Source organism: Micromonospora trifolii (assembly GCF_050516465.1).
GTDB classification, from domain to species: Bacteria; Actinomycetota; Actinomycetes; order Mycobacteriales; family Micromonosporaceae; genus Micromonospora; species Micromonospora trifolii.
The window spans coordinates 417211-442740 of record NZ_CP191526.1 but is presented as its reverse complement, the minus strand read 5'-3'; the positions used below and the strand labels follow the sequence as shown (position 1 = coordinate 442740).

23 protein-coding genes are annotated in these 25530 nt (G+C 71.6%); 4 read left to right on the top strand and 19 right to left on the bottom strand.

Annotated features, from left to right (window positions below; translation table 11 throughout):
* The first annotated feature begins 2 nt into the window (after positions 1–2).
* Positions 3–584: a GNAT family N-acetyltransferase gene (locus ACQRWP_RS02040; RefSeq protein WP_410820793.1), complete on the top strand. Its 582-nt coding sequence runs from the start codon at positions 3–5 to the stop codon at positions 582–584.
* Between the two features lie 40 nt (positions 585–624).
* On the opposite strand, the gene ACQRWP_RS02035 is transcribed toward ACQRWP_RS02040, so the two are convergent.
* From ACQRWP_RS02035 to ACQRWP_RS02020, 4 genes are all read right to left on the bottom strand, one after another.
* Positions 625–1512 (bottom strand): carbohydrate ABC transporter permease, encoded by an 888-nt coding sequence (locus ACQRWP_RS02035; RefSeq protein WP_091400413.1) that lies wholly within the window; start codon positions 1510–1512, stop codon positions 625–627.
* A gap of 1 nt (position 1513) precedes the next feature.
* Positions 1514–2635 (bottom strand): carbohydrate ABC transporter permease, encoded by a 1122-nt coding sequence (locus tag ACQRWP_RS02030; RefSeq protein ID WP_430500547.1) that lies wholly within the window; start codon positions 2633–2635, stop codon positions 1514–1516.
* A 72-nt stretch (positions 2636–2707) separates the two neighbouring features.
* Entirely contained in the window at positions 2708–3958 is a 1251-nt protein-coding gene (locus ACQRWP_RS02025; RefSeq protein ID WP_430500546.1) for a sugar ABC transporter substrate-binding protein, read from the bottom strand.
* A 23-nt stretch (positions 3959–3981) separates the two neighbouring features.
* On the bottom strand, positions 3982–4959 hold the full coding sequence (locus tag ACQRWP_RS02020; RefSeq protein ID WP_430500545.1) for a LacI family DNA-binding transcriptional regulator: 978 nt from the start codon (positions 4957–4959) through the stop codon (positions 3982–3984).
* 157 nt (positions 4960–5116) lie between these two features.
* On the opposite strand from ACQRWP_RS02020, the gene ACQRWP_RS02015 reads away from it, so the two are divergent.
* Entirely contained in the window at positions 5117–7222 is a 2106-nt protein-coding gene (locus tag ACQRWP_RS02015) for an amylo-alpha-1,6-glucosidase (protein ID WP_430500544.1), read from the top strand.
* A gap of 130 nt (positions 7223–7352) precedes the next feature.
* Here the strand turns inward: ACQRWP_RS02015 and ACQRWP_RS02010 are convergent, their stop codons facing one another.
* The 7 genes from ACQRWP_RS02010 to truB all read right to left on the bottom strand — a co-directional run bounded on the left by ACQRWP_RS02010 (position 7353) and on the right by truB (position 15227).
* Positions 7353–7823, bottom strand: coding sequence for a GNAT family N-acetyltransferase (locus tag ACQRWP_RS02010; RefSeq protein WP_430500543.1), 471 nt, complete (start codon positions 7821–7823; stop codon positions 7353–7355).
* A 68-nt stretch (positions 7824–7891) separates the two neighbouring features.
* Entirely contained in the window at positions 7892–8659 is a 768-nt protein-coding gene (gene dapB, locus ACQRWP_RS02005; protein ID WP_430500542.1) for a 4-hydroxy-tetrahydrodipicolinate reductase, read from the bottom strand.
* 108 nt (positions 8660–8767) lie between these two features.
* Positions 8768–10192 carry a M16 family metallopeptidase gene (locus ACQRWP_RS02000; RefSeq protein ID WP_430500541.1) on the bottom strand — a complete coding sequence of 475 codons (1425 nt, stop codon included), beginning with the start codon at positions 10190–10192 and terminating at the stop codon, positions 8768–8770.
* Positions 10193–10239: 47 nt separating this feature from the next.
* Positions 10240–12639, bottom strand: coding sequence for a polyribonucleotide nucleotidyltransferase (locus ACQRWP_RS01995; protein WP_430500540.1), 2400 nt, complete (start codon positions 12637–12639; stop codon positions 10240–10242).
* Positions 12640–12867: 228 nt separating this feature from the next.
* Positions 12868–13137, bottom strand: coding sequence for a 30S ribosomal protein S15 (gene rpsO, locus ACQRWP_RS01990; protein WP_030337594.1), 270 nt, complete (start codon positions 13135–13137; stop codon positions 12868–12870).
* 199 nt (positions 13138–13336) lie between these two features.
* Entirely contained in the window at positions 13337–14266 is a 930-nt protein-coding gene (locus tag ACQRWP_RS01985) for a bifunctional riboflavin kinase/FAD synthetase (RefSeq protein WP_354942011.1), read from the bottom strand.
* Positions 14267–14342: 76 nt separating this feature from the next.
* Positions 14343–15227, bottom strand: a complete 885-nt coding sequence (truB, locus tag ACQRWP_RS01980; RefSeq protein WP_430500539.1) for a tRNA pseudouridine(55) synthase TruB — start codon at positions 15225–15227, stop codon at positions 14343–14345.
* Positions 15228–15442: 215 nt separating this feature from the next.
* Here truB and ACQRWP_RS01975 point away from each other — a divergent pair, with 215 nt between their 5' ends.
* Positions 15443–16453: a hypothetical protein gene (locus tag ACQRWP_RS01975; RefSeq protein ID WP_430500538.1), complete on the top strand. Its 1011-nt coding sequence runs from the start codon at positions 15443–15445 to the stop codon at positions 16451–16453.
* 21 nt (positions 16454–16474) lie between these two features.
* On the opposite strand, the gene ACQRWP_RS01970 is transcribed toward ACQRWP_RS01975, so the two are convergent.
* Positions 16475–17797: an MATE family efflux transporter gene (locus tag ACQRWP_RS01970; protein WP_430500537.1), complete on the bottom strand. Its 1323-nt coding sequence runs from the start codon at positions 17795–17797 to the stop codon at positions 16475–16477.
* 204 nt (positions 17798–18001) lie between these two features.
* On the opposite strand from ACQRWP_RS01970, the gene ACQRWP_RS01965 reads away from it, so the two are divergent.
* Complete coding sequence (locus ACQRWP_RS01965) at positions 18002–18838, top strand: hypothetical protein (RefSeq protein ID WP_430500536.1); 837 nt, start codon at positions 18002–18004, stop codon at positions 18836–18838.
* A 445-nt stretch (positions 18839–19283) separates the two neighbouring features.
* On the opposite strand, the gene ACQRWP_RS01960 is transcribed toward ACQRWP_RS01965, so the two are convergent.
* From ACQRWP_RS01960 to ACQRWP_RS01930, 7 genes are all read right to left on the bottom strand, one after another.
* Positions 19284–19493, bottom strand: a complete 210-nt coding sequence (locus ACQRWP_RS01960; RefSeq protein ID WP_181539437.1) for a DUF6186 family protein — start codon at positions 19491–19493, stop codon at positions 19284–19286.
* Complete coding sequence (locus ACQRWP_RS01955) at positions 19493–19900, bottom strand: hypothetical protein (RefSeq protein ID WP_350859803.1); 408 nt, start codon at positions 19898–19900, stop codon at positions 19493–19495. The genes ACQRWP_RS01960 and ACQRWP_RS01955 overlap by 1 nt, the downstream gene beginning before the upstream one ends.
* A gap of 103 nt (positions 19901–20003) precedes the next feature.
* On the bottom strand, positions 20004–21053 hold the full coding sequence (locus ACQRWP_RS01950; protein ID WP_430500535.1) for a DHH family phosphoesterase: 1050 nt from the start codon (positions 21051–21053) through the stop codon (positions 20004–20006).
* A complete protein-coding gene (rbfA, locus tag ACQRWP_RS01945) occupies positions 21050–21550 on the bottom strand; it encodes a 30S ribosome-binding factor RbfA (protein ID WP_112624086.1) in 501 nt (166 codons plus the stop codon). Before rbfA ends, ACQRWP_RS01950 begins: the two co-directional genes overlap by 4 nt.
* A 126-nt stretch (positions 21551–21676) precedes the next feature.
* Positions 21677–21973 carry a DUF503 domain-containing protein gene (locus ACQRWP_RS01940; protein ID WP_354942021.1) on the bottom strand — a complete coding sequence of 99 codons (297 nt, stop codon included), beginning with the start codon at positions 21971–21973 and terminating at the stop codon, positions 21677–21679.
* A gap of 90 nt (positions 21974–22063) precedes the next feature.
* Entirely contained in the window at positions 22064–25093 is a 3030-nt protein-coding gene (gene infB, locus ACQRWP_RS01935; RefSeq protein ID WP_430500534.1) for a translation initiation factor IF-2, read from the bottom strand.
* A 93-nt stretch (positions 25094–25186) separates the two neighbouring features.
* The gene (locus ACQRWP_RS01930; protein WP_112624296.1) at positions 25187–25519 is read right to left on the bottom strand and encodes a YlxR family protein; all 333 of its coding nucleotides are present in this window, start codon (positions 25517–25519) and stop codon (positions 25187–25189) included.
* Between the last annotated feature and the right edge of the window lie 11 nt (positions 25520–25530).

Sequence of the window (25530 nt, the reverse complement as noted above, 5' to 3'; positions counted from 1 at the left end):
CCATGGCTCTCGGGTACGTCCGCCCGGCGCGTCCCGAGGACGCCGGCGAGATCGCACGCATCCAGCTCGCGACCTGGCGGGTCGCGTACCGCCGGATCCTGCCTCGGCATGTGCTCGACAACCTGGACGAGGCGTTTCTCGCCCGGCGGTGGAGCGCCGCGGTGCTGGAGCCGCCCTCGGGCGCGCACCGGGTGCTGGTCGCCGTCGAACAGGCCGAGCAATCGTATCTGGTGGGGTTCGCCGCCTCCGGCCCGGCCGACGGCGAGGCGTTGGCCCCGGGTGAGCCGGCCGACGCGCTCGGCTCGGACGTGGCGGCGGTGACCGATCTGCTGGTGGAGCCGCGGTGGGGCCGGCGGGGGCACGGCAGCCGGCTGCTCGCGGCCACCGTCGACCTGTGGCGGGAGGACGGGATGAGTCGGGCGGTGGCCTGGGCGTTCGACGCTGACGAGGCGACCCGCAAGTTCCTCACCAGCACCGGGTGGGAGCCCGACGGCGCGGCCCGGGCGCTGGACGTCGACGACATGCTGGTGCCCCAGGTGCGCCTGCACGTGGGCGTGCCGACCGAGAAGGTACCGGCCGAGTGAACCGGTGTGGCGGCCCGGCCGGGTCGCCACACCGGGCCGGTCAGCCCTTGTCCGAGCCGTCGTTGGCGTCGCGGACGAAGTACCGCTGGAACACCACGAAGATGATCGCCACCGGGATGGTGGCCAGCAGCGCGGCGCCGAGCTTGAGCGGGTACTGGGTGCCCTTGCCGAGTGAGCCGCTGACCAGGTCGGCCAGTCCCCGCGGCAGGGTGAACAGGTCCGGGTCCTGCACCGACACCAGGCTGTGCGGGAACTCGTTCCAGGAGCCCTGGAACGACAGGATGGTGAGGGTGATCAGCGCCGGTTTCGCCATCGGCAGCACCACCGACCAGAAGGTGCGGAAGATGCTCGCCCCGTCGATCCGGGCGGCCTCCTCGACACTCACCGGGATCGACTCGAAGAACTGCTTCATGATGAACACGCCCGCCGCGTCGGCCAGCAGCGGCACCACCAGCCCGGCGTAGCTGTTGTAGAGGCCGAGCTGGTTGAGGACCAGGAACTTCGGGATCAGCAGCACCACCCCGGGCACCGCCATCACCGCGATGACGGCGGCGAACAGCCCGCCACGGCCGCGGAACCGCAGTCGGGCCAGCGCGTACCCGGCGAGCGAGTCGAAGAAGACCCGGCCGATGGTGACGAGCACCGTCACCAGCAGCGAGTTGCCCAGCCACAGGGGGAAGTTGGTGCCGGCGAAGATCCGTTCGAAGCCGGCCAGCGTGAGCGGGTCCGGAAACGGTGACAGCGGGTTCGCCGCCGCGTCGGGCTCGGTCTTGAGCGCGTTGCCGATCTGGATGACGAACGGATAGAGGAACACCAGCCCGAAGAAGACCAACGTGGCGTACCCCAGGAAGCGGGTGGCCAGGGTGCGTGCGGCGCGCTGCTGACGCCGCGCGGGCGCCGCCGCCGGGCGGTCGGTGAGCACGGCCATCTCAGGACCTTTCCGGTACGCGCCGACGCCACCAGCCGCGGCGCGGCCGGTCGGAGTCCCGCTCGGCCAGCGCCCGGCGCTGGATCAGGGTGAGCACGATGATGATCAGGAACAGGACGAAGGAGATCGCCGCGCCGGAGCCGTAGTCGAAGTCCCGGAAGGCGGTCCGGTACGACAGGTACGCCGGGGTGAGCGTGGTCTTGGCCGGGTCGCCCTGGCTCATCACGTACACCTGGTCGAAGACCTGCCAGGAGCCGATCATGCCGAGGGTGAGCACCAGGAAGGTGGTGGGCCTGATCATCGGCAGGGTGACGTACCGGAAGCGCTGCCACCGGGACGCGCCGTCGAGGGTGCTCGCCTCGTCCAGCGTGACCGGCACGTTCTGCAGCCCGGCCAGGAACATCAGCATGAAGGTGCCGGAGGTGGTCCAGACGACCAACGTGATGATCGAGATCATTGCCACGCTCGGGCCGGCCAACCAGTCCCACCAGGTCAGCCCGAACGGGCCGCCGTCGGCCAGTGCCGCCGGTGGCGAGTCGACGCCGACCGCGCCGAACAGCAGGTGCAGCACGCCCCGGGAATCGGCGAACCACTCCGGGCCGTCGATCCCGAGGAAACCGAGCAGCGCGTTCACCGCGCCGGAGTTGGCGAAGAGGAACAGGAACACCACGCTGATCGCGACCGAACTGGTCACCGAGGGGAAGTAGAAGGCGCTGCGGAAGAAGCTCTTGCCCTTGAGCATCCGGTTGTTGACGACCAACGCCAGTCCGAGCGCGAGCACGGTCTGCGCCGGCACCACGATCGCCACGTAGTAGATGTTGTTGCGGATGCTGGTCATGAAGTCGCGGCGGGCCAGCCCGTCCTCGGTGAACAACTGGGTGTAGTTGTGCGCGCCGACCAACGGGACGTCGCCGGTGAACGGGCTGCCCTGGCCGTTCCAGTCGGTCAGGCTGACCCAGAGCGCCATCAGGATGGGCAGCAGCAGGAACAGCCCCAGAATGACGATCACTGGTGCGACGAAGAGCCAGCCGGCGAGGTTCTCGTTGCTCCGGATGCCGCCCCTGCGTCGGCGGGGGTCGCCCCCGCCCGCGGTCGCTACGGCGGTCAGTGTCTCGGTTGCCATCTTCCCTCCCTTCCTCTCTCCGGCCGACGTACGGCGGGGGCCCCGATGCTCGCCGGGGCCCCCGCCATCACCTCAGCTCCCGCCGAGCGCCGCCTTGGCGTTCTTGTCGAAGTTCTGCAGCACGGTCTTCGGGTCGCCGTTGGTCAGCCCCTGGAGACCGGTGTCGAGGTCCTTGAGGACGCTGTCCATCTTCGGGGCGTTCACCGGGCCCTGGGCGTACGCGGCACCGTCGATGAACACCTTGTCCGCCGGGAAGGCGGCGGTGTACTGGTCGCGCGCCGACTGGCGGGACGGCATGACGCCGAACGCCTTCGCGAAGGTCATCTGCTGCTCGCCGCTGGTCATCGCCTCGACGAACTTGATCGCCTGATCCTTGTACTTGCTCTTCGCGGCGATGCCCCAGCACTGGGTGAAGGAGAGGGTGCCCTGGCCCTTGGGGCCGGCCGGCAGCGCCACGACCTTGTACTTCACGTTCGGGAAGTCGTTCTGGAGAGCACCCTTGATCCAGTTGCCCTCGATGGTCATGACGGCCTTGCCCTTGCCGAACGCCTCACCGGACCAGCCGGCGTCGAGCTGCTTCGGGTACTTGGCCAGCCCGGTGCTGAGCATGGTCTTGACGTACTGGAGGGCGGCGAGGTTCTCCGGGGTGTCGGCGGTGGGCTGCTTGCCGTCCTTGCTCACCAGCCAGCCGCCGTTCTGCACCATGAAGGCGCCGATCCGGTCCCGGGTGTCACCGAGGGCCAGCGGGACCTGCCCCTTGGCCTTGATCTTCTGGGCGACGGCGGTGAGCTGCTCCCAGGTCGTCGGCACGTCGGCGTCGGTCAGCCCGGCCCTGGTCCACAGGTCGGTGTTGATCTGCAGGGCCAGGGTCGAGAAGTCCTTGGGCGCGCAGTAGAGCTTGCCGTCGTACGTGAAGGTGGTGCGCAGGCTCTCGTAGAAGTCGCCCGAGTTGCTGACCTTGTCGCCGTACGGCTCGAGGGCGCCGACGCTGGCGTAGTCGGCGAACTGGGCCGCGTCCACGTAGAAGACGTCCGGCGGGGTGCCGCCGGCGAGGGCCTGACCGAGCTGCTGGGTGAGGTCCTGCGCCGGGGTGACCGTCGCGGTGTTGCCGGAGCTGCTGGCCCACTTCGCGGCGGCGTCCTGCACGGCCTTGGTCTCGGCCTCACCGGACGAGCCGATCAGGATCTGCAGGCTGGCCGGGCCGCTGGACTGGGCGGTGTCGCCGGAGGAGTCGTCGAAGCCGCTGCCGCAGGCGGCGGAGAAAAGGAGGGCGACGGCGGCGAGGCCGGCCACCGCTGCCCGGGTGATTGTTCGGGGTGCCATGGTTTCTCCTGGTGGGGGTGGGACTACGCGGTGTGCCGCAGCGCCAACGAGGGCTGGAGCAGCACGGGGGTGGGGGTTTCGTGGGCGCCGTCGAGGACACCGGTGAGCAGGTCCACGCAGCGGGCGGCGGCCTCGCCGAGCGGTTGGCTGACGCTGGTCAACCCGACCGCGGCGGCCACCGGCGTGTCGTCGAAGCCGATCACCGACACGGGCGGGTCGACGCCGCGGATCGCCTGGAGGGCGCCGAGGGCGAGTGAGTCGCTGGCGCAGACCACGGCGCTCGGCGCCACGGTGTCGAGCAGGTCGCGCATCAGGCGTTCGCCCTCGGCGATGCCGTCCTCGGTCTCCCGGTGCAGCCGGGTCGGGTCGACGCCGGCCGCGCGCAGCGCGTCGCGCCAGCCGGCCCGCCGGTCGTCGCCGACGCCGGAGCCGACCGGCCAGCCGATGAAGGCGATCCGCTGGTGGCCGGCGTCGAGCAGGCGCTGGGTGGCCTGGGCGGTGCCGGCGGCGCCGTCCACGTCCACCCAGGGGTGCGCGTCGAGCGCGTCCCATGGGCGACCGAAGGTCACGAACGGTACGTCCCGATCGGCGAGCCATTCGGTACGCGGGTCGCCGTACTTGGTGCCCACCAGCACGAACGCGTCCAGCTCGTAGGTGCCGAGCAGGTCGCCGTAGGTGGCGATCTCCCGGTCGTCGTCGGTGGCCGTGTAGAGCAGCACCCGGTACCCGGCGGCGTCGGCGGTCTCGGTGAGGCCGTGCAGGAAGCGGTCGAGCACGGAGCCGTTGATGCCGTCGCGGGTCGGGTCGATCCGGGCGGCGATGAGGCGGGACCGGCCGGTGCGCATCTGTCGGGCGGCCTGGTTGGCCCGGTAGCCGAGCGCGTTGATCGCGTCCTCGACCCGCTGACGGGTCTCCTGCCGCACGATGTGCGGGCTGTTGAGCACGTTGGACACCGTCTGCCGGCTGACTCGGGCGTGCCGGGCCACCGTCGCGATGGTCACCTTTTCGGCCACTTAATCCCTCTCGCCATCTTGAACGATCCAATTTGGATAAGGCAGGATTGGATCGTTCAAGTTTCTGGAATGTTTCGCACTTTGCACCGCCAGGGGCGCGTTGTCAAGATGGCCGCCCCGCACCCCGAGGATCTGGAGCCACGCCGTGATCGAACGCCAGCTGCAACCCCTCCTGCACGAGTTGGTCGGGGTGGTCTTCGCCCCGACCAGCGCGCTGGGGGACGCGACCGGGCAGATCCGCCCGACCGGCGTCCAGGGCGTCTTCCACGCCGATGCCCGGGTGCTCTCCCGCGCCGAGCTGCGGGTCGATGACCGGGAGCTCGAAGGGCTGACCCGCGGCGACGACGGCCCGCACGGCGCACACTTCGTGAGCCTGGCCCGCTGGCTCGGTGACCCCACGCCCGACCCCACCGTCCGCGTCGACCGGCTCCGGCGGGCCACCCGCAACGGCCTCACCGAGGAGCTGCGGATCGTCTCCACCGCCACGGTCGACGTACGGGCCACCATCTCCGTCGACCTCGGCTGCGACCTGGCACCCATCGAGGTCGTCAAGTCCGGTGGCGCCACCGACGCGCTGGCGGCCAGGACCGGTCAGCCGGGCACGCTCACCTGGTCGGGCACCGGGATCACCGTCAGCGTCACCGCGCCGGGCGCCGACGTGCTGGTCGGCGGCGAGCGGGCAACCGCGCCCCGGCTGGTCTGGCCAGTCGACCTGCCCCCCGGCGGCGAGACAGTGCTGCGCTGGCAGTTGACCGTCGACGACCCGCGCGCCGTCGTCGTCGGCCCGCCCGGCGAGCTCGAGTGGTCCCGACCCGAGGTGACCGCCGACGACCGACGGCTGGTCCGACTGCTCGACCGCAGCCTGGACGATCTGCGCGGCCTCCGACTGGCCGAAACCGGCGCACCCGGCGACGTGTTCCTCGGCGCCGGGGTGCCCTGGTTCCTCACCCTGTTCGGCCGGGACAGCCTCTGGGCCGCCCGGATGATGCTGCCGCTCGGCACCGACCTGGCCGCCGGCACCCTGCGTGTGCTCGCCCGGCGGCAGGGCACCCGCGTCGACCCGGCGACCGGCGAGGCCCCGGGCAAGATCCTGCACGAGCTGCGCCGCCACGCGTTCGCCCTGCCCGACAACGGCCTGCGCCTTCCGCCGGCGTACTACGGCACCGTCGACGCCACCATGCTCTGGGTCAACCTGCTGCACGACGCGTGGCGTTGGGGGATGCCCGCCGAGCAGGTCGAGCCCCTGCTGCCGCACCTGGAGGCGGCGCTGCGCTGGCTCGGCGAGCACGCCGACCCGGACGGTGACGGCCTAATCGAGTACGTCGACACCACCGGGCACGGCCTGTCCAACCAGGGTTGGAAGGACTCCGGCGACGCCGTTCGCTTCCGCGACGGCACCCTGGCCACCGCGCCGATCGTGCTGGCCGAGGTGCAGGGGTACGCGCACGAGGCCGCCGTGAACGGCGCCGCCCTGCTGGACGCCTTCAGCCGACCGGGCGCCGACCGCTGGCGCGAACACGCCGCCGCGCTGGTCGGCCGGTTCCGCAAGAACTTCTGGGTCGACGGTCGCCACGGACCGCAACCCGCGCTGGCCCTCGACCGCGACAAGCGCCCGGTCGACTCGCTGACCAGCAACATCGGCCACCTGCTCGGCACCGGCCTGCTCGACCGCGACGAGGAAGCCCAGGTCGCGCACCTGCTCACCACCGACACGATGGCCGCCGGGTTCGGGCTCCGCACCATGTCCAGCGACGACGCCGGGTTCAGCCCGCTGTCGTACCACTGTGGCTCGATCTGGACCCACGACACCGCGATCGTGCTCGGTGGGCTGGCCCGCGCCGGGCACCGCGAGGCCGCGCTCGGCCTGGCCGACGGGTTGCTCAGCGCCGCCGAGGCGTTCGACTACCGGATGCCGGAGCTGTACGGCGGCGACGACCGGGCACTGGTGAATCGCCCGGTGCCGTACCCGGCCGCGTGCCGACCGCAGGCGTGGGCCGCGGCGGGCACGGTGCTGCTGCTCCAGGCCGCCACGGGGCTCTACCCGGACGTGCCGGGCGGCACGGTCCGACTGGCACCCCTGGCGGGAGCAGAGTTCGGTGCCGTAGCGGTCGACGGCCTCCGAGTGGCCGACACCCCGGTGCGCGTCACTGTCGACCGCACCGGCGACGCCAGCGTCACCGGGCTCCCCACCCCGCTGACCCCGACCCTCCCCGCCCAACGCCGCCCCACAACCCCGTCCCTCCCCCGCTGAGGCCGGGACCGCCCCGCTCTGCCCCGCCGTCGATCATGGAGTTGTGGTGGGCAACAGCTCCATATGTGCCCCTTATGCGAGGCACCACAACTCCATGATCGACCCAGGCCGGCCTGCAAGATCGCGGGGATCAGGGGGTGTGTTCGGCGATCAGCTCGTCGTCGTCCACCGCCCCGGTGGGGTGGAAGCCCAGGGATGTGTAGAGGGCGGCGGCTGGGGTGTTGTCGGGGTGGTACGACAGGCGGACCGGGGGGTTGCCGTCCCGGGCGGCCAGCCAAGGGGCCAACGTCTGGACGGTGGCCCGGCCGACGCCCCGGCCCTGTTCGGCGGCGTCGATCAGCATTCCGCCGATCCAGTGCGAGCCGTCGTCGTCCACGCCCCACATGACGTGGCCGACAACGGTTTCGTCGGCGTACACGGCCAGCGAGGTCCACACCTCGGAGCGGGTGCTCAGCAGCAGATAGCGCGCGCCCAGCGCGGCTACGAACCGGCGCTGGTCGTCACGCGGGGCGACGTCGGCGACCGCCCGCCAGTTGTCGTCGTCGACCGGCCGCAGCGTCACTCGCCGCCCGGCCCGGTCGCCATGTCCACCATCGATCATCGGGGCAGCCTAGGGGCGGCCGGACCCGACCCGCGACCAGGTTTCGGCCCCGGAAGAACCCAGGCTGGTCAGTCGAGCAGGGCGTCCAGGCCGACGGTGAGGCCGGGACGGTTGCGCACCGCGCGGACGGCCAGCAGCACGCCCGGCATGAACGACACCCGGTCGTACGAGTCGTGCCGGATGGTCAGCGTCTCCCCGGTGCCGCCGAAGAGCACCTCCTGGTGGGCGACCAGACCGGTGGCGCGCACCGCGTGGACGCGTACCCCGTCGATCTCGGCGCCGCGCGCACCCGGCACCTCGTCCTTGGTGGCGTCCGGCACCGGGCCGAGACCGGCCTCGGCGCGGGCCTGGGCGATCTGGCGGGCGGTGTGGGTGGCGGTGCCACTCGGGGCGTCCAGCTTGCGCGGGTGATGCTGCTCGATGATCTCGACGGACTCGAAGTGTCGGGCGGCGCGCGCGGCGAACTGCATCATCAGCACCGCGCCGATGCCGAAGTTCGGGGCGATGACCACGCCCACCTCGGGCTTGTCGGCCAGCCAGCCGCGCACCTGCTCCAGCCGCTGCTCGGTGAAGCCGGTCGTGCCGACCACGGCGCTGATGCCCTGCTCGATGCACCACTGGAGGTTGTCCATGACGACGTCCGGCGTGGTGAAGTCGACGACCACCTCGGCTGCGGAGACGGCGGAGCGGCTGTCGCCCTGGTCGATCGCCGCGGCCAGGGCCAGATCGTCGGCGGCGTCGACCGCCTTGCAGACCTCGATGCCCATCCGGCCACGCGCACCAAACACGCCGACCGGCAGCTGCTGGGCCGGGGTCCTTCCCTGCTCGTCAGTCACGGGGCACAACCTATCCCAATCGGGACGGGCCCTTCCGGCCGGATCCGCTGTGCTCCACCCGTCGGGACGCCCGACCGGGGTGCCTCGACCGAGCTGGGGCGGCAGACCTCAGACCGCGAAGTCGCCGGCGCCGAACGGGCCCACCACGGCCAGCGACATCGGCCGGCTGAGCAGCTCGGCGGCGAGGACGTTCACGTCCTCCACGGTGACCTCGTCGACCCGGCGGAGCAGCTCGTCGACCGGCATCAGGTCGCCGTAGAGCAGCTCACCCTTGGCTAGCCGGCTCATCCGGGAACCGGTGTCCTCCAGGCCGAGCACGAAGGAGCCCTTGCTCATCCCCTTGCCCCGGGCCACCTCGGCCTCGGTCAACCCGTCGGCGGCCACCCGGGCCAGCTCGGCACGGGTCAGGGCCAGCACCTCGTCCACCTTGCCCGGCGCGCACCCGGCGTAGACGGCGAACAGGCCGCTGTCGGCGTACTGGCTGGCGTAGGAGTAGACCGAGTACGCGAGGCCGCGCTGCTCGCGGATCTCCTGGAACAGGCGGCTGGACATGCCGCCGCCGAGCACGTTGTTGAGCACCCCGAGGGCGAACCGCCGATCGTCGAGCCGGTCGATGCCGGGGCAGCCGAGGATGACGTGCGCCTGCTCGGTCTCCTTCGGCTCCACCACTGTGGTCGCCGGCTTGGTGCGTACCGCCGGGGTCGCCGCGCGGTGCGGCGCCGGGCTGGCCGGGTCGCTGTCCAGTGGGGTGCCGCGCACGGCCTGACGGACCAGCTTGACCACCGCGGCGTGGTCGAGGTTGCCGGCGGCGGCGATGACGATCTGCGGCGCGGTGTAGCGACCCCGGTAGAAGGTCTGGATCTGCCGCCGGGTCATCGGGGTGACGGTCTCCGCGGTGCCGGAGATCAGCCGGCCCAGCGGGTGGTCGCCGTAGACGGCCTGGACGAAGAGGTCATGAACCTCGTCACCCGGCTCGTCGTCGTGCATGGCGATCTCCTCCAGGATCACGCCACGCTCGGTCTCGACGTCGGCCGGCTCCAACAGCGAGTCCGCGACCAGGTCACACATCACATCGATCGCCAGCGGCAGGTCCTCGTCCAGCACGCGGGCGTAGTAGCAGGTGTATTCCTTCGTGGTGAAGGCGTTGGTCTCGCCACCCACCGCCTCGATCTGCGAGGAGATCTCCAGTGCGGTGCGCTTGTGGGTGCCCTTGAAGAGCAGGTGCTCGAGGAAGTGCGCGGCACCGGCCTGCGGGCCGGTCTCGTCACGCGAGCCGACAGCCACCCAGATGCCGAACGAGACGCTGCGCATCGCCGGAATCGCCTCGGTGAGGACGCGCAGACCGCTGGGCAACACGGTACGACGTACCGTGCCGCCCAGCGGGTCGTCGCTGAGCGTCCGGGTCACCGCGCGGGCGGTGCCGCCGGAGCGGCCCGCCCCGGTGTCCCGGGCTCGACTCGATTGGCTGGCCTGCCAATCGGAGGCCACCCCCCGTCGATCCGGTGGAAACGGCGCGCTGATGGCCCGACTCACGACTTGCTCCCGGTTCGACGAGGGGTGGGTGATGCGTTGTACGACTGTCAGCTGTGCCGGGTCCGGCGGCGCGGACGCTCGCCGCCCTCGCCACCCTCGCCGCCGCCGTTGCCGCCGCCGTTGCCGCCCTCGCCGCCGCGCTCCGGGCCACGCCCGCCACGGTCGCCGCCACGCTCACGGTCGCCGCGGTCACGCGGAGCCCGGTCGCCGCGGTCCCGACCAGCCGGCCGGTCGCCAGCGGCGGCCTCACCGGCGGCCGGAGCCTCGGTGCCCTCCGGGCGGACCTTGTCGAGGTAGATCTTGCCGCGGGCGTCGATGTCCGCGATCTCGACCTCGACCCGGTCACCGACGTTGAGGAAGTCCTCAACACGCTCGACCCGCTTGCCGTCGCCCACCTTGGAGATGTGCAGCAGGCCGTCACGGCCCGGCAGGAGCGAGACGAACGCGCCGAACGCGGCGGTCTTGACCACCGTGCCGAGGAACCGCTCGCCCTGCTTCGGCAGCGTCGGGTTGGCGATGCCGTTGATCCGGTCGACGGCCGCCTGGGCCGACGGGCCGTTGGTGGCGCCGACGTAGATCGTGCCGTCGTCCTCGATGGAGATCTCGGCGCCGGTCTCGTCCTGGATCGCGTTGATGGTCTGCCCCTTCGGGCCGATCACCATGCCGATCTTGTCCACCGGGATCTTGACGGTGGTGACCCGCGGCGCGTAGTCGGACATCTCGGCCGGAGCCTCGATCGCCGCCTTCATGACCCCGAGGATGACCTGCCGGGCCTCGTTCGCCTGCTGCAACGCGGAGGCCAGCACGTCCGACGGGATGCCGTTGAGCTTGGTGTCGAGCTGGAGCGCGGTGACGAACTCCGGGGTGCCGGCGACCTTGAAGTCCATGTCACCGAACGCGTCCTCGGCACCGAGGATGTCGGTCAGCGTCACGTACTGGGTCTTGCCGTCCACCTCGTCGGAGATGAGCCCCATCGCGATGCCGGCGACCGGCGCCTTCAGCGGAACACCCGCGGAGAGCAGGCCCAGCGTCGAGGCGCAGACCGAACCCATCGAGGTGGAACCGTTGGAGCCGAGCGCCTCCGACACCTGCCGGATGGCGTACGGGAACTCCTCGCGCGACGGCAGCACCGGAATCAGCGCGCGCTCGGCGAGGGCGCCGTGGCCGATCTCGCGACGCTTCGGCGAGCCGACCCGGCCGGTCTCACCGGTCGAGTACGGCGGGAAGTTGTAGTTGTGCATGTAGCGCTTGCGGTTCTCGGGGGACAGCGTGTCCACCATCTGCTCCATGCGGAGCATGTTCAGCGTGGTGACGCCCAGGATCTGGGTCTCGCCCCGCTCGAACAGCGCCGAACCGTGCACCCGGGGCAGCACGCCGACCTCGGCGGTCAGCGCCCGGATGTCGCGCGGGCCACGCCCGTCCATGCGGACCTGCTCGCGCAGCACGCGGTTGCGCACCTCGGACTTGGTCAGCGACCGGAAGGCAGCGCTGAGCTCCTTCTCCCGACCCTCGAACCGAGCGCCCAACTCCTCGGCGACCCGGGCCTTGACCCGGTCCAGGGCCTCCTCGCGGTCGGCCTTGCCGGCGATGGTGATCGCCTCGGCCACGTCGGCGCGGGCCAGCTCGGAGACGGCGTCGTACACGTCGTCCTGGTAGTCCAGGAAGACCGGGAACTCGGTGACCGGCTTGGCAGCAACCTCGGCCAGCTCGCTCTGCGCGCGGCACAGCTCACGGATCGCCGGCTTGGCGGCCTCCAGACCGCTGGCGACGACCTCCTCGGTCGGGGCGGTGGCACCGGCCGAGATGAGGGCGACGGCGTTCGGGGTGGCCTCGGCCTCGACCATCATGATCGCGACGTCGCCGTCTTCGAGCGTGCGGCCGGCCACGACCATGTCGAAGGTGGCGCGAGCCAGCTCCTCCAGGGTCGGGAAGGCGACCCACTGGCCGTCGATGTGGGCGACGCGGGTCGCACCGATCGGGCCGGAGAACGGCAGGCCGGAGAGCTTGGTCGACATCGAGGCGGCGTTGATCGCCACGACGTCGTACGGGTGCTGCGGGTCGAGCGCGAGGATGGTCTCGACGACCTGGACCTCGTTGCGCAGGCCCTTGACGAAGGACGGGCGCAGCGGCCGGTCGATCAGCCGGCAGGTGAGGATCGCGTCCTCGCTGGGCCGACCCTCACGGCGGAAGAACGAGCCGGGGATGCGGCCCGCGGCGTACATCCGCTCCTCGACGTCGACGGTCAGCGGGAAGAAGTCGAACTGCTCCTTCGGGTGCTTACCGGCGGTCGTGGCGGAGAGAACGACCGTCTCGCCCAGTTGGGCGATGACGGAACCGGCGGCCTGGCGAGCCAGCCGACCGGTGGAGAAGGTGATCTCGCGGGTACCGAAGGACCCGTTGTCGATCACGGCGGTGCGGGATTCGGTGCCGAGTTTGGTCTCGGTCATGTGCTGTCGTGCTCCTTCGCGTCGTGGGCCCACGACATCGGGGAGCTGCTCAGCCGGCCGGTCTTCGATCGAAGCGCCCGGGTGGCCGGCATGATGCCGGGGTTCCCGGGGGCCACTACCGGAGACCGGTACGCTGACCGGCTCCCTCTCGGGTGGTCGCGCGGCCCGTGTTTCCTTCAGGTGGGACGCGGTACGGGGGAGCGGCCGTCCGGCCACTCCCCCGTCACGTCACCGGCGCAGACCGAGCCGCTCGATGAGCGACCGGTAGCGGGCAATGTCCTTCTTCTGGACGTAGTTGAGCAACCGACGGCGCCGGCCGACCAGCAGCAGCAGCCCACGGCGGCTGTGGTGGTCGTGCTTGTGCACCTTCAGGTGCTCGGTCAGCTCGGCGATCCGCTTGGTGAGGACCGCTACCTGGACCTCCGGCGAACCGGTGTCGCCCTCGGCGGTCGCGTACTCCGCGCGGATGCTGGCCTTGGCTTCCTGATCGAGCGCCATGTTCTCCCTGTTTCGATGGGTTGATCAAGTGGGTGTCCGTCGTCCCGGTGGACCGGGAACGGACTGGTACCTCGCACCCGCGGCGTCGAGCAGGCACGCGAGGCCCCACGCCGGTCACCCGACGTCCCGGCAAGACTACCAGCACTCGCCGGTAACACCCGGCTAAGGGCCTCGGTGGCGGCCCGTCATGCCACCACGATCAGGCCAGTACGTGCCGGGTGCGCTCGACGTCCTGATTCATCTGGGCGATCAACGGCTCGATCGAGTCGTACCGGATCTGACCGCGCAGGTGCGCCACGAAGTCCAGGGCCAGCCGCTCGCCGTACAGGTCGCCGGAGAAGTCCAGCGCGTACGCCTCCACCCGCCGCTCCCGGCCGGAAAAGGTCGGGTTGGTGCCCACGGACACCGCCGCCAGCAGCGGCTCGTGCTGGCCGCGGCGGATCAGCCGGGCCGCGTACACGCCGTCGGCGGGCACCGCCGCGTACCGGTGGCAGAGCAGGTTGGCGGTGGGGAAGCCCAGCTCCCGGCCCCGCTGGTCGCCGCGGACCACGACGCCCTCCACCCGGTGTGGGCGGCCCAGCGCGGCGGCCGCCGCGCCCACGTCACCCGCGTCGACGCAGGACCGGATGTAGGTGGAGGAGAAGACGGTGCCGTCCTCGGCGACCAGCGGGCCGCCCTCCACGCCGAAGCCGAACGTCTGACCCAGCCGTTCCAGCAACGCCACGTCGCCGGCGGCCCGGTGCCCGAAGCGGAAGTTGCTGCCGACCACCACCAGCGCCGCGTGCAGGTGCTCGACCAGGACGTCGTGCACGAACTGTTCGGCCGGCACCCGGGAGAACTCCGGGGTGAACGGCACCACGCAGAGCACGTCCACGCCGAGCGCCTCGATCAGCTCGGCCTTACGGGCCGGCTCGGTGAGCACCGCCGGGTGCGAACCGGGGCGGACCACCTCGGCCGGGTGCGGGTCGAAGGTGACCACCACCGACTGCACGCCCAGTTCGCGGGCCCGGGCCACGGCGTGCCCGATCGTCGCCTGGTGCCCCTTGTGCACGCCGTCGAAGACGCCGATGGTGACCACCGAGCGTCCCCACCCGCCGGGCGCCGCGTCGTAGCCCCGCCACCGCTGCATGCCGTTCCTCTCTGCTGTCCCGCCGGCCGGCGGGTCGACACCGCCGGCTGCGGGCCGGCGGACCTGCGTTCCGCTGTCAGGCCGGGGCGAGCACGATCTCCGCGCGGGCCCGCCCGTCCCGCTCGCTGACGATAGCGATCAGACCGCCGGCCGGCCCGAAGACGGCGTACGGCCCGGTGAGGCCGGCCGGGTCCAGTGGCCCGCCGTGGGCGAGCACCCGGGCCTCGTCGGGCGTGGCCTCCCGGCGCGCGAAGAACCGGGCGGCCGCCGCGTCCAGTGGCAGGTTCACCACGTCCGGGGCGCGCTGCTCCAACTCGTCGAGGGTCGCCGCCTCGGCGAGGGTGAAGCCACCCACCGCAGTGCGCCGCAGCGCCGTGAGGTGCCCGCCGACGCCGAGCGCCAGGCCGGCGTCCCGGGCGATGGCCCGAATGTACGTGCCGGAGGAGCAGGTCACGTCCACGTCCACGTCCACCACGTCCGGCTCGGTGCGGCGGATCGCCAGCACCTCCAGCCGGGAGATGGTGACCCGCCGCGCCGGCAGCTCGACGCTCTCCCCGTCGCGAACCCGCTTGTACGCCCGCTGCCCGTCGATCTTGATGGCGCTGACCGCGCTCGGCACCTGGTCGACCTCGCCGCTCAGCCCGGCCAGCGTCGACCGGATCGCGTCGTCGGTGACCTGGCCGGCCGGCACGGTGGCGGTCACGTCGCCCTCGGCGTCGTCGGTGACGGTGGTCTGACCGAGCCGGATGGTGCCGGTGTAGCTCTTGCCGGCGCCGATCACGTAGGTCAGCAGTCGGGTGGCCCGGCCGACACCGATCACCAGCACGCCGGTCGCCATCGGGTCGAGGGTGCCGCCGTGCCCGACCCGTCGGGTCTTCGCCAGTCGGCGGATGCGTGCCACCACGTCGTGCGACGTCATGCCGCCGGGCTTGTCGACCACGATCAGACCATCGGTGCTCACGTCGGCCAAGCCTGCCAGATGGCCCGTACTCCGCAGTGCGTGGGCACGCCCGGCGTGACCCCAGCCTCCGCTCACGCGGTCTGAGCCGGTTTGTCGGGACGAGGGTCCATCCGGCGCAATGTCGAGCGGGGCAGCAGTGCCCGGGGACGCACTGATGCCCGGCACCTACTATCTGCTCGCGCACGCCACCAGCGGCGAGAGCTGACGGGGGAACCATGGAGAACACGTCGTCGAGCGAGCCCACACCGACGGACCCGGTCGACCCGCCACCGCCGCCCGCGGCGGTGGCGCAGGTCAACCCGGTGCAGCTACCGGAGTGGCTGCGGTCAGCGCAGACCGAGCACCAGCCCACCGGGTGGGACCGGGTCCGTTTCTTCTCGGCCCGGCACAACGGGGCGCTACTGCTCGGCCTCGGGCTGGTGCTGGCACTGCTGATGGTCGTCGGCGGCGTGGTGTTGGTCGGTCGGGTCGCCGACGGTGTCCGCACGTCCGCCTCGGCGAGCCCCACACCGAGCCCCACCCCACCGCTGAGCAGGGTCGGCGAACCACGGGACCTGTTCGCCGGGTCGCCGGCGGCATCCTTCGCGCCAGCCGAGGAGGCCGTGCGGATGCCGGCGGCCAAGGGCACCGGGCCGTTCACCGCGGCCCAGGTGCGGACCGCGCTGGAGTCGGTACGCAAGGCACTGATCGAGAGTCGGGTCGACGCCTCGATGTTCATGGGTGATCCGGAGCCGTTCCTCGCGCTGCTCGCCCCGGACGCCCGCGAACGGAGCCGGGGAGACTTCACCAACGGCAGCTTCCTGCGGTACGCCACGAGGATGGCGTCGCCGTCGGAGTGGGAGTTCGGCGTCCGCGCCGACGGCCGGGTCAGTTACCGGGCCACCAGGCAGAACGGTGTTCGGCTGCTGGAGGTCTCCACGGAGTTCGTGTGGGCGTACCCGTTCGACGTGGACCTGCGGGCGCCCGCCGGCGCGACAGTGGTGGCGCTGCGCGACCGGGTGGTGTGGCAGGTGCCGCACCCGGACGACGTGCCGGCCTCCGCCCGCGGCCTCTGGATCACCTCGGCGGAGGCCGTGACCTGGAACGCTGACTGCGCCCAGCTCCGTGAGGGCTGGGTGCAGGAGCAGTTCTGGATAGCCGACGTGCACCGGGATCAGATACCCGCAGGCGACCCGGGCACGATCTTCGACCTTGACGCTCCCGCGCCGACCACCACGCGCTGCTGACCGACAGGCCCGGCGACCCGGTCAGCGGACCGCGCCGGTCACCGCCCACCTGCCGTCGCGCAGTCGCAGCAGGAGGGCGACCAGCCGGATCACCACGAACAGGGTGAGCCCGGCCCAGATGCCGCCCAGCCCCAGGTTGAGCGCGTACGCCAGCCAGATGGCCGGCAGGAAGCCGCCGAGCGCCGCCACGATGGTGAGGTTGCGCAGGTAACGCACGTCGCCGGCGCCGATCAGCACGCCGTCGAGGGCGAACACCACCCCGGCCAGCGGCAGCATGACGACGAACCACGGCCAGGCCACCATGGCCTGCTCGCGTACCCCCGCATCGGAGCTGAACCACGACGGCACGACGCCGGCACCGGCGGCGACGAGCAGCGCGAAGCCCACGCCGCAGACGCCGCCGAGCAGCCCGATCCGGCGGGCGAGCGCCCGCGCACCGGCGTCGTCGCCGGCGCCGAGCGCGGCACCGACCAGGGACTGCGCGGCGATGGCGAGGGCGTCGAGCACCAGCGCGGTGAAGAACCAGAGTTGCAGGGCGATCTGGTGGGCGCCGACGGCGGCGGCGCCGAAGCGGGCGGCGACGGCGGTCGCGGACAGGAAGCTGGCCTGGAACGCCAGCCCACGGATCAGCAGGTCCCGGCTGAGCACCAGTTGCTGGCGGATCACGCGGGGTTGGGGCCGCAGTGACACCCGCTCGCCGACCAGGGCGGCGGCGAAGAGCACCCCGCAGAGCGTCTGCGCGACGACGTTCGCCACGGCCGAGCCGACCAGACCCAGCCCGCCGGGGTAGACCAGCAGCGGGCAGAGCAGCGCGGAGAGCAGGTTGGGACCGAGCACGAAGAACAGCGGGCGGCGAGTGTCCTGCACACCGCGCAGCCAGCCGTTGCCGGCGGCGGCGAGCAGCAGGCCAGGAGCGCCGAGGGCCGCGATCCGCAGCCACTGCGCGGCCGCGTCGGCCACCTCGCCACCACCTCCGGCGAGGGTACGCGCGAGCGCGCCGCCGCCGACCTGCATGCCGATCGCAATCAGCAGACCGACACCGAACGCCAACCAGGACGACTGGACGCCCTCGGCGACCGCGGCGGCCCGGTCACCCGCGCCGAAGCGGCGGGCCGCGCGGCCGGTGGTGCCGTAGGCGACCACGGTGCCCACCCAGGCGGTGAGCGTCATGACCGTGCCGCCGACGGCGAGCGCGGCGAGCGGCACCCGGCCGAGGTGACCGACCACGGCGGTGTCGACCAGCACGTAGAGCGGCTCGGCGGCGAGCACGACGAGGGCCGGCAGGGCGAGCGCGGCGATCCGCCGAGGCGAGGCGGGTCGGTGAGCGGTGGCGGCGTGGTTCATCGCCGCCGATCCTGGCATGGCTGCGGTAAGGAGCACAAGGCCACCGGTGACTTACGGGGCCACCTCTCGACCGGCTCGGCGGACGTCACCGAGGATCAAGGCCCTGATGCGCTCCCTGTCGCCGGCATCCCGGTTTGCGCCGCTCACTACCCTGTCCGAGGCTCCCACGCGGGGGGCACCACGACAGCGATAGGCCTTATCACAGTGAGCGACAGTTACCCTCCGCCCGACCCGAACGTCACGCCCTGGAGCGGCCCGCCGGCCCCGCAGCAGGGCGGCTACCCGCCGTACGGACAGCCACCACCCCAGCCGTACTACGGCACACAACTGCCGCCTCCGAACAAGTCGAACAAGGGCCTGATCATCGGGCTGGTCGCCGGCGCGGTGGTCCTCATACTCGCCATCTGCGGCGCGGGAATCGGCATCCTGCTCGCCTCCGATGACGACGAGCCCGCACGGGGTACGTCCTCCACCCCCACGCTGGGCACCGGCAGCACGCCGGGCACTGGGACCGTCCCTACGCCGGGGCAGGCGGATCCACCGAACAACAACTCGATGACCGCCCGTTACTCCAGCGACCTGGCGAACGTCTGCGAAGGCAGCCCGATCCTGAACGCGGCGCCCTACAGCGGCCCGGCCGGTGCCAAGGCGTACACGTTCTCGAACAACCCCGACCGGCCGACGTCCTGGTCGTCGACGTACGTCCCCTCGGACAAGTCCTACTACGCCAAGGGCGCGGACTACCAGAGGGTGTCGGTCGTCGGCTGCCTGAAGTTCGACGAGGGCAGCCAGGGCGCCCCGAAGAAGTGTCAGTACAAGGACAAGGCGGAGAAGCAGGTCACCATCGACTACGTCTCGTCGCGCTACACCCTGACCTTCTACGCGGCCAGGACCGCCGAGAAGATCGGCGACGGCGGCACCGTGACCGCCCCGACGAACAGGTGCCCGAGTTTCATCTCGTACGACAGGACCACCATGAGGGCGTACGCGACGCCGGACTCCGGCACCATCGAGGCGGCCCTGGACACGTTCCTGTCCTGAACGACTCGACCCCCACTGACGGCCGGACGGTGACGCCGTCGGCGCGACGCGTCGGCGGCGTCACCACCGGTCGAGATGAGTCACTGACGGGTGTCCATCGACGTCTGCAGCGCGCGGCGGGCCTGCTCGCGGGCGTCGTCGGTGGTGGTCTCGGGCTTGGGCTTGTTCGGCATGGTGGCGCTCCTCTTCCCAGGGCGTGAGCCGCCGACACGCGGCGGCCCTCACGGGCGGTCCTGCTGAGCGCCCCACGGCGGTCCGGGGTTACCGGAGCAGCCGACTGGGCAGCGTGAGCCCGGGTCGATCCGACCCTGGAGGGAGGCGGCACGGGGTGTGGCACCACCGCCCATGACCTGCACCGCTAGGCGGCACCGGCCTTCTCCCAAGTTATCGTTCAGGTCCACATACTGCTTACGGTTCCCGCCATCTGGACAGTCGACAACCTGGCTCAGCGAGCCAGGAAGTGCCAGCCCAGCCACCACCAGAACCCGAACAGACCGATCCGGCCCACCGGCACCGAACCGACCTCGTAGCGCATCACGTAGGCGCAGACCTCGCCCAGGGTGGGGATCCGCGACCCCTCCCGCCGGGCCATCCACTCGACCACCGCGAAGAGGACCAGCGCGGCGAGGAAGCCGCCGATCGCGAGCGCGCGCATCATCGCCGCACCAGCCCCCAGAAGGCGGCCAACCAGGCGAACCAGACCGCCGACCGGGTCAGTTGATCCTCCAGGAGAGGGTCGGCCAACCGGGAGAAGGTGGGGAAGTCATCGCCGGCAGCCAGCACGAAGGTCACGCCCTCGAAGACCCCGAAGACCACCACCGGCACCGCCCACCAGGCCGCCCCCGTGCCCAGCCGGCGTGGCGCCGGCCGGCGGGGCACCCGGTTGCTCAGACCGAGCCAGATCAGCACCCCACCCGTCCCGAGGGTGAACAGATTCGCCTCGGTGGAGAAGGACGCGAACCGGCCACCGACGAGCGACAGGCAGACGAGGACGGGAACGGAGACGGCGGGCCGGTCCCAGGCGCGGGGGGCCTCCACGGTGAGGTCGTGCGGCTGCTCCATCCCGCAATTCTTCCCGGTATCACGGAACGCGGGAAGACCAACACTCCCCGGAGCTGACCCTGATCTTCCAGACCGACGGATCGATGACGGCCGAAGCCCGGCGTCAGCCGATCAGCGCCGCGTCCAGCTGACCGCGGATCGACTCGACCACCTGCTCAACGGTGCCCCGACCGGTGAACCCGGCCGCGAACGTGTGCCCACCACCGCCCAGCGCTACGGCGACCCGACTGACGTCCACCGCGCCCTTGCTGCGCATCGACACCGCCCACTCGGCAGGCCTGGTCTGCTTCACCACACAGCTCACATCCGCCTCGGCGGTGCAGCGCACCGAGTCGATAAGTGCCTCCAGCACGTACGGCCGCTGGTCGTGCCGGGCCAGGTCGTCGAGGGTGGCGAAGGTCCAGACCAGGCCCCGACCTCCGGCGGCGGCCGGCTCCAGTCGAGCCCGGCCGAGCACCTCACCGAAGAGGCGGACCGCGCCGAAGGGCCGGGTGTCGAAGACCCGCCGGGAGATGTCACCCGGCGAGATGCCGGTCGCCAGCAATCGGGCGGCCATCTGATGCACCGCCGGAGTGGTCGCCTCGAACCGGAACGAACCGGTATCAGTGGTCAGCGCCACGTAGAGGCACTCGGCGATGGCCGGATCCACCACCACCCCGAGCCGGGCCAGCAACTGTTCGGCAACGACCGACGTGGCCGCCGCACCCGGGTCGATCAGGTTGACCGTGCCGAAACCTGGGTTGGAGGCGTGGTGGTCGAGCACCAGCGCCGCACCCGCCGACGACAACCGCCCGGCCAACTCGCCGAGACGCGACTCGCTCGCCGCGTCGAAGCAGATCACCAGCTCGGGCTCCGGGTCGGCGGCGTCCGCCGGGACCAGCAGGTCCAGCCCGGGCAGCCCTCGGAACGGCTCCGGCACCTCCGGCGGCCCGGGAAAGGTCGCCTGCACGTCGCGTACGCCGAACTGCCGCAGACCCAGACCGAAGCCGAGCATGCTGCCCAGCGCGTCGCCGTCCGGGTTGATGTGACAGATCAGCAGCACCCGGGCGGTCGGCGGGAGAGCCCGCACCAACGCCTCGGCCGCAGCCCAGTCCGCCTCGGCGGGGCCGAGCCCGGCTGCCCCGGCGAACGGGGCGCTGGCGGTGCTGGTCACCGCGTTTCCCCACCCCGCGGGGTCTCCTTGACGTCGGTGGCCTCGTCGGCCTCGTCCGTCTCGTCTGCCTCATCGGTCTCGTCGTCCACCCGGTACGGCTGGGCCTCGCCCGCGTACTTCGCCTGGGCGGCGAGCCGCTGCACCTCGGCGTCGGCGTTGCGGGCGGCGGCGAGCAGGTCGTCGATGTGCTTGACCTGGTCCTGCACGTCGTCGAGGACGAACGTGAGGGTCGGCGAGTGGCGCAGCCCGAGGGCCTTGCCGACAGTGCTGCGCAGCAGCCCCTTGGCGCTCTCCAGCGCCGCCGCGGTGTCCGCCTGGGCCACCGAGTCACCGAGCACGGTGTAGAAGACCGTCGCGTCGCGCAGGTCAGCGGTAATCCGGGCATCGGTGATGGTGATCATCCCGAGCCGCGGGTCCTTGATCTGGCTCCGCACCACCGACGCGACCAGCTCACGCACCCGTTCCGCGTGCCTGCGTACCTTGGCCGGATCAGACATCTCGCCACCTCCACGGCGTCCTGCTTCCGGTCGACCCGGCGGCCCGGAGGCCGCCGGCCGACCGGCCAACATCTCGAACATTACCTTCGGGGCCGCTCCGGTCGCCCGGCACAGCCGGCACCATGGTCAGTCGTCGTCCACGCCGTAGAGCCGGCGTCGAACGGACAGCAACTCGACCTCGGGGCGATTGGCCACCAGGCGCTCACAGGAGTCGAGCACCTCGCGGACGTGCGCCGTCTCGGCGGCCACCACGGCCACCGCCAGCTGCGCTCGACCATGCAGGTCGAGCGCACCCACCTCGGCGGCCGACACCTCGTAGCGGCGCAGCGCCGCCACGATCGGCCGTACATATGATCTCTTGGCTTTGAGCGACCGGGAGTCGCCCGGCAGCAGCAGGTCGAAGACCGCGGTTCCGGTGAACATCGCCCCGGACGATACCGCCAACCCGCCCCGCATGATCAAGGGGTTTACGCCACCCGGCGTAAACCCCTTGATCAGCGTGTCACTGCCGGATCAGGCGCGAACCTTCTCCCGCATCTCGAAGGTCTCGATGACGTCGCCGACCTGGACGTTGTTGTAACCACCCAGGGTCAGACCGCACTCGAAGCCCTCGCGGACCTCGGTTGCGTCGTCCTTGAACCGCTTGAGCGAGGTGATCGTGAGGTTGTCCGCCACGACCGCCCCGTCCCGAAGCAGGCGAGCCTTCGCGTTGCGTCGGATGATGCCCGACCGGACGATGCAACCGGAGATGTTGCCGATCTTGGACGAGCGGAAGACATCGCGAATCTCCGCGCTGCCCAGCTCGGCCTCCTCGTACTCCGGCTTGAGCAGGCCCTTGAGCGCCGCCTCGATCTCCTCGATGGCCTGGTAGATGACGGTGTAGTACCGGATCTCCACGCCCTCGCGGTCGGCCATCTCACGGACCTTGTTCGAGGCCCGCACGTTGAAGCCGATGATCGTGACCGGCTCGGACGAGGCGCTCGCGAGCATGACGTTGCTCTCGGTGATCGCGCCCACGCCCCGGTCGAGGACCTTGAGCTGGACCTCCTCGGGGATGTCGAGGTTGAACAGCGCGTCCTCCAGGGCCTCCACCGAACCGGAGACATCGCCCTTGAGGATGAGGTTGAGCGAGGTCTTCTCGCCCTCCTTGAGCTGCTCCATGAGCGTCTCGAGGGTGGCCCGACCACGCGAGTTGGCGAAGGACGCCGCCCGCCGCCGTGCCTGCCGCTGCTCGGCGATCTGCCGCACCGTGCGGTCGTCCGCCGCGGCGAGGAACGTGTCGCCCGCGCCGGGAGGCGCGGTCAGACCCAGCACCATGACCGGACGCGCCGGACCAGCCTCGGTGAGCTGGTTGCCGTTCTCGTCGAGCATGGCCCGGACCCGGCCGTGGGCCCCACCGGCGACGATCGAGTCGCCCGCCCGCAGGGTGCCCTTCTGCACCAGCACCGTCGCCACCGCACCGCGACCCTTGTCCAGGTGCGCCTCGATGGCCACACCCTGCGCCGGCCCGTCGATCGGAGCGGTCAGCTCCAGCGACGCGTCGGCGGTCAGCAGGACAGCCTCGAGAAGCTCCTCGATGCCGATGCCCGGCTTGGCGGCCACGTTGACGAACATGGTCTCGCCGCCGTACTCCTCGGCGACCAGGCCGTACTCGGTCAGCTGCTGGCGGACCTTGTCCGGGTTGGCGTCCGGCTTGTCGACCTTGTTGACCGCGACCACGATCGGCACGTCGGCCGCCTTGGCGTGGTTCAACGCCTCGATCGTCTGCGGCATCACACCGTCGTCGGCCGCGACGACCAGGATCACGATGTCCGTGACCTGGGCACCACGAGCACGCATGGCGGTGAACGCCTCGTGACCCGGGGTGTCGATGAAGGTGACCGCCCGGTCCTCGCCCTCGTGCGGGACGTGGACCTGGTAGGCGCCGATGTGCTGGGTGATGCCACCCGCCTCACCGGCCACGACGTTCGCCTTACGGATGGCGTCGAGCAGCTTGGTCTTACCGTGGTCGACGTGACCCATGACGGTCACCACCGGCGCACGGCTGACCAGACGCTCCTCGGCCACCTCCGCGTCGAGGTCGATGTTGAACTGCGCGAGCAGCTCGCGGTCCTCGTCCTCCGGGCTGACGATCTGGATGTCGAAGCCCAGGTGCTCACCCAGCAGGTGCAGGGTGTCGTCAGAACAGGACTGGGTCGCGGTCACCATCTCGCCCAGGTTGAACATCTCCTGGACCAGCGAACCCGGGTTGGCGTTGATCTTGTCCGCGAAGTCGGACAGCGAGGCGCCACGGGAGAGCCTGACGATCTGACCCTGACCCCGGGGAGCACCCGAGCTCATGGTCGGAGCCGACAGGTTGTCGAACTCCTGTCTGCGCTGCTTCTTGGACTTGCGACCGCGCGTCGGCCGACCACCCGGACGCCCGAAGGCACCCGCGGCGCCGCCGCCACGGCCACGACCGCCAGCACCCGGACGACCGCCGCCACCGGCCGGACCACCCGGACGGAAACCGCCACCGGGCGCACCCGCACCGCCGCCGGGACCGCCACGGTAGCCACCGCCACCGCCGGCACCCGCGCCGCCACCAGGGCCGCCTCGGTAACCGCCGCCGCCACCGGCGCCGCCGCCGGGACCACCACGGAAGCCGCCACCACCGCCGCCACCACCGGGACGACCAGCGCCACCGCCGCCGGGGCGACCAGCGCCACCGGGACCGGGGCGACCGGCAGCCGGACGCTGACTCGGCATGGACGCCGGGCTGGGCCGCGGCGGCATGGAGTTCGGGCTCGGCCGCGGCGGCATGCCCGCCGGGCTGTTGGGCCGAGGGCCACCCGCACCGGCGGCCGGGGGCCGCTGCTGCTGGCCACCCTGGATGCCGAACGGGTTGTTACCGGCACCGCGCGCCGGCGGACGACCGCCCGGCCGGGCACCCGGACCGGGAGCCGGCGTGTTCGGACGAGCTGCCGGCGAACCGGGACGGGGCGGCATCGCCGCGGGACCCGGCCGAGGGCCGGGGCGGTTACCGCCGTCTGCCGGAGGCTCCCGGCGAACGGGGTTGTCCCGCTGCTGCTGGCGGGCGGCCTGCGCGGCCTTGACCGCGGCCTCCTGCTCAGCCTTCAGCGCGGCGGCACGCGCCTCCGCGGCCGCCACCTCGATGTCGTGGGCACTCGCCGGCTTGGCGACCGGGGTCGCCGTCTGCGGAGCACCGGGAACCGGACCCTTGGGCTTCGGACCGGGTGCCGGCGCGGCCGGCCGCCGAGGCGGCATCGGCTTGGCCGAGACCCGGGACGCGCCCGGGGCCGGGGTTGGCGTCGGGGTCGGGTTTGAAGCCGGCGTCGACGCGGGCGCCGACGGGGCGGCGGCCGGAGCCGGGGCTCCGGCGGACGCGACGAATGCGTTACGCAGCCGTCGGGCGACGGGCGCCTCGACGGTGCTGGACGCGGACTTCACGAACTCGCCCATTTCCTTCAGCTTGGCGAGAACGGTCTTACTCTCGACCCCGAGCTCTTTTGCAAGCTCGTGTACGCGGGCCTTGCCTGCCACTGCACTCCTCACTCCGAGGTCGTGCGGGCAGCACCCGCAGCGACCTCACTCGTGCACTTGAAGCCTGGTCATTTCAGGGACTTCATCGTGTGCTCATGTCGGTCGTCCTACCCTGCTAGCGACCCTCGCCCGGTCGGGCTGACCGGACGTAGTGGTTGGCGCATCGACGTGCTCCGCCAGCGCACCGTGGTCGAGGACCTCGGTGCTGCGCAGCGCACGCCCGAAGGCGCGGCGCCGCACCGCCAGCGCGAAGCAGGCCGGATCCGGGTGCATGTTCGCTCCCCGACCCGGCAGCCTGCGGCGCGGATCAGGCCGGAGACTGTGACCAGCCTCGTCCCTGACCGCGACGATTCGCAGCAATTCGCTGGCCGGCGCACGTTGCCGGCAACCCACACAGGTGCGCTCCGGCTGCGCGCGTCGTACCACTGGAGGAAGTC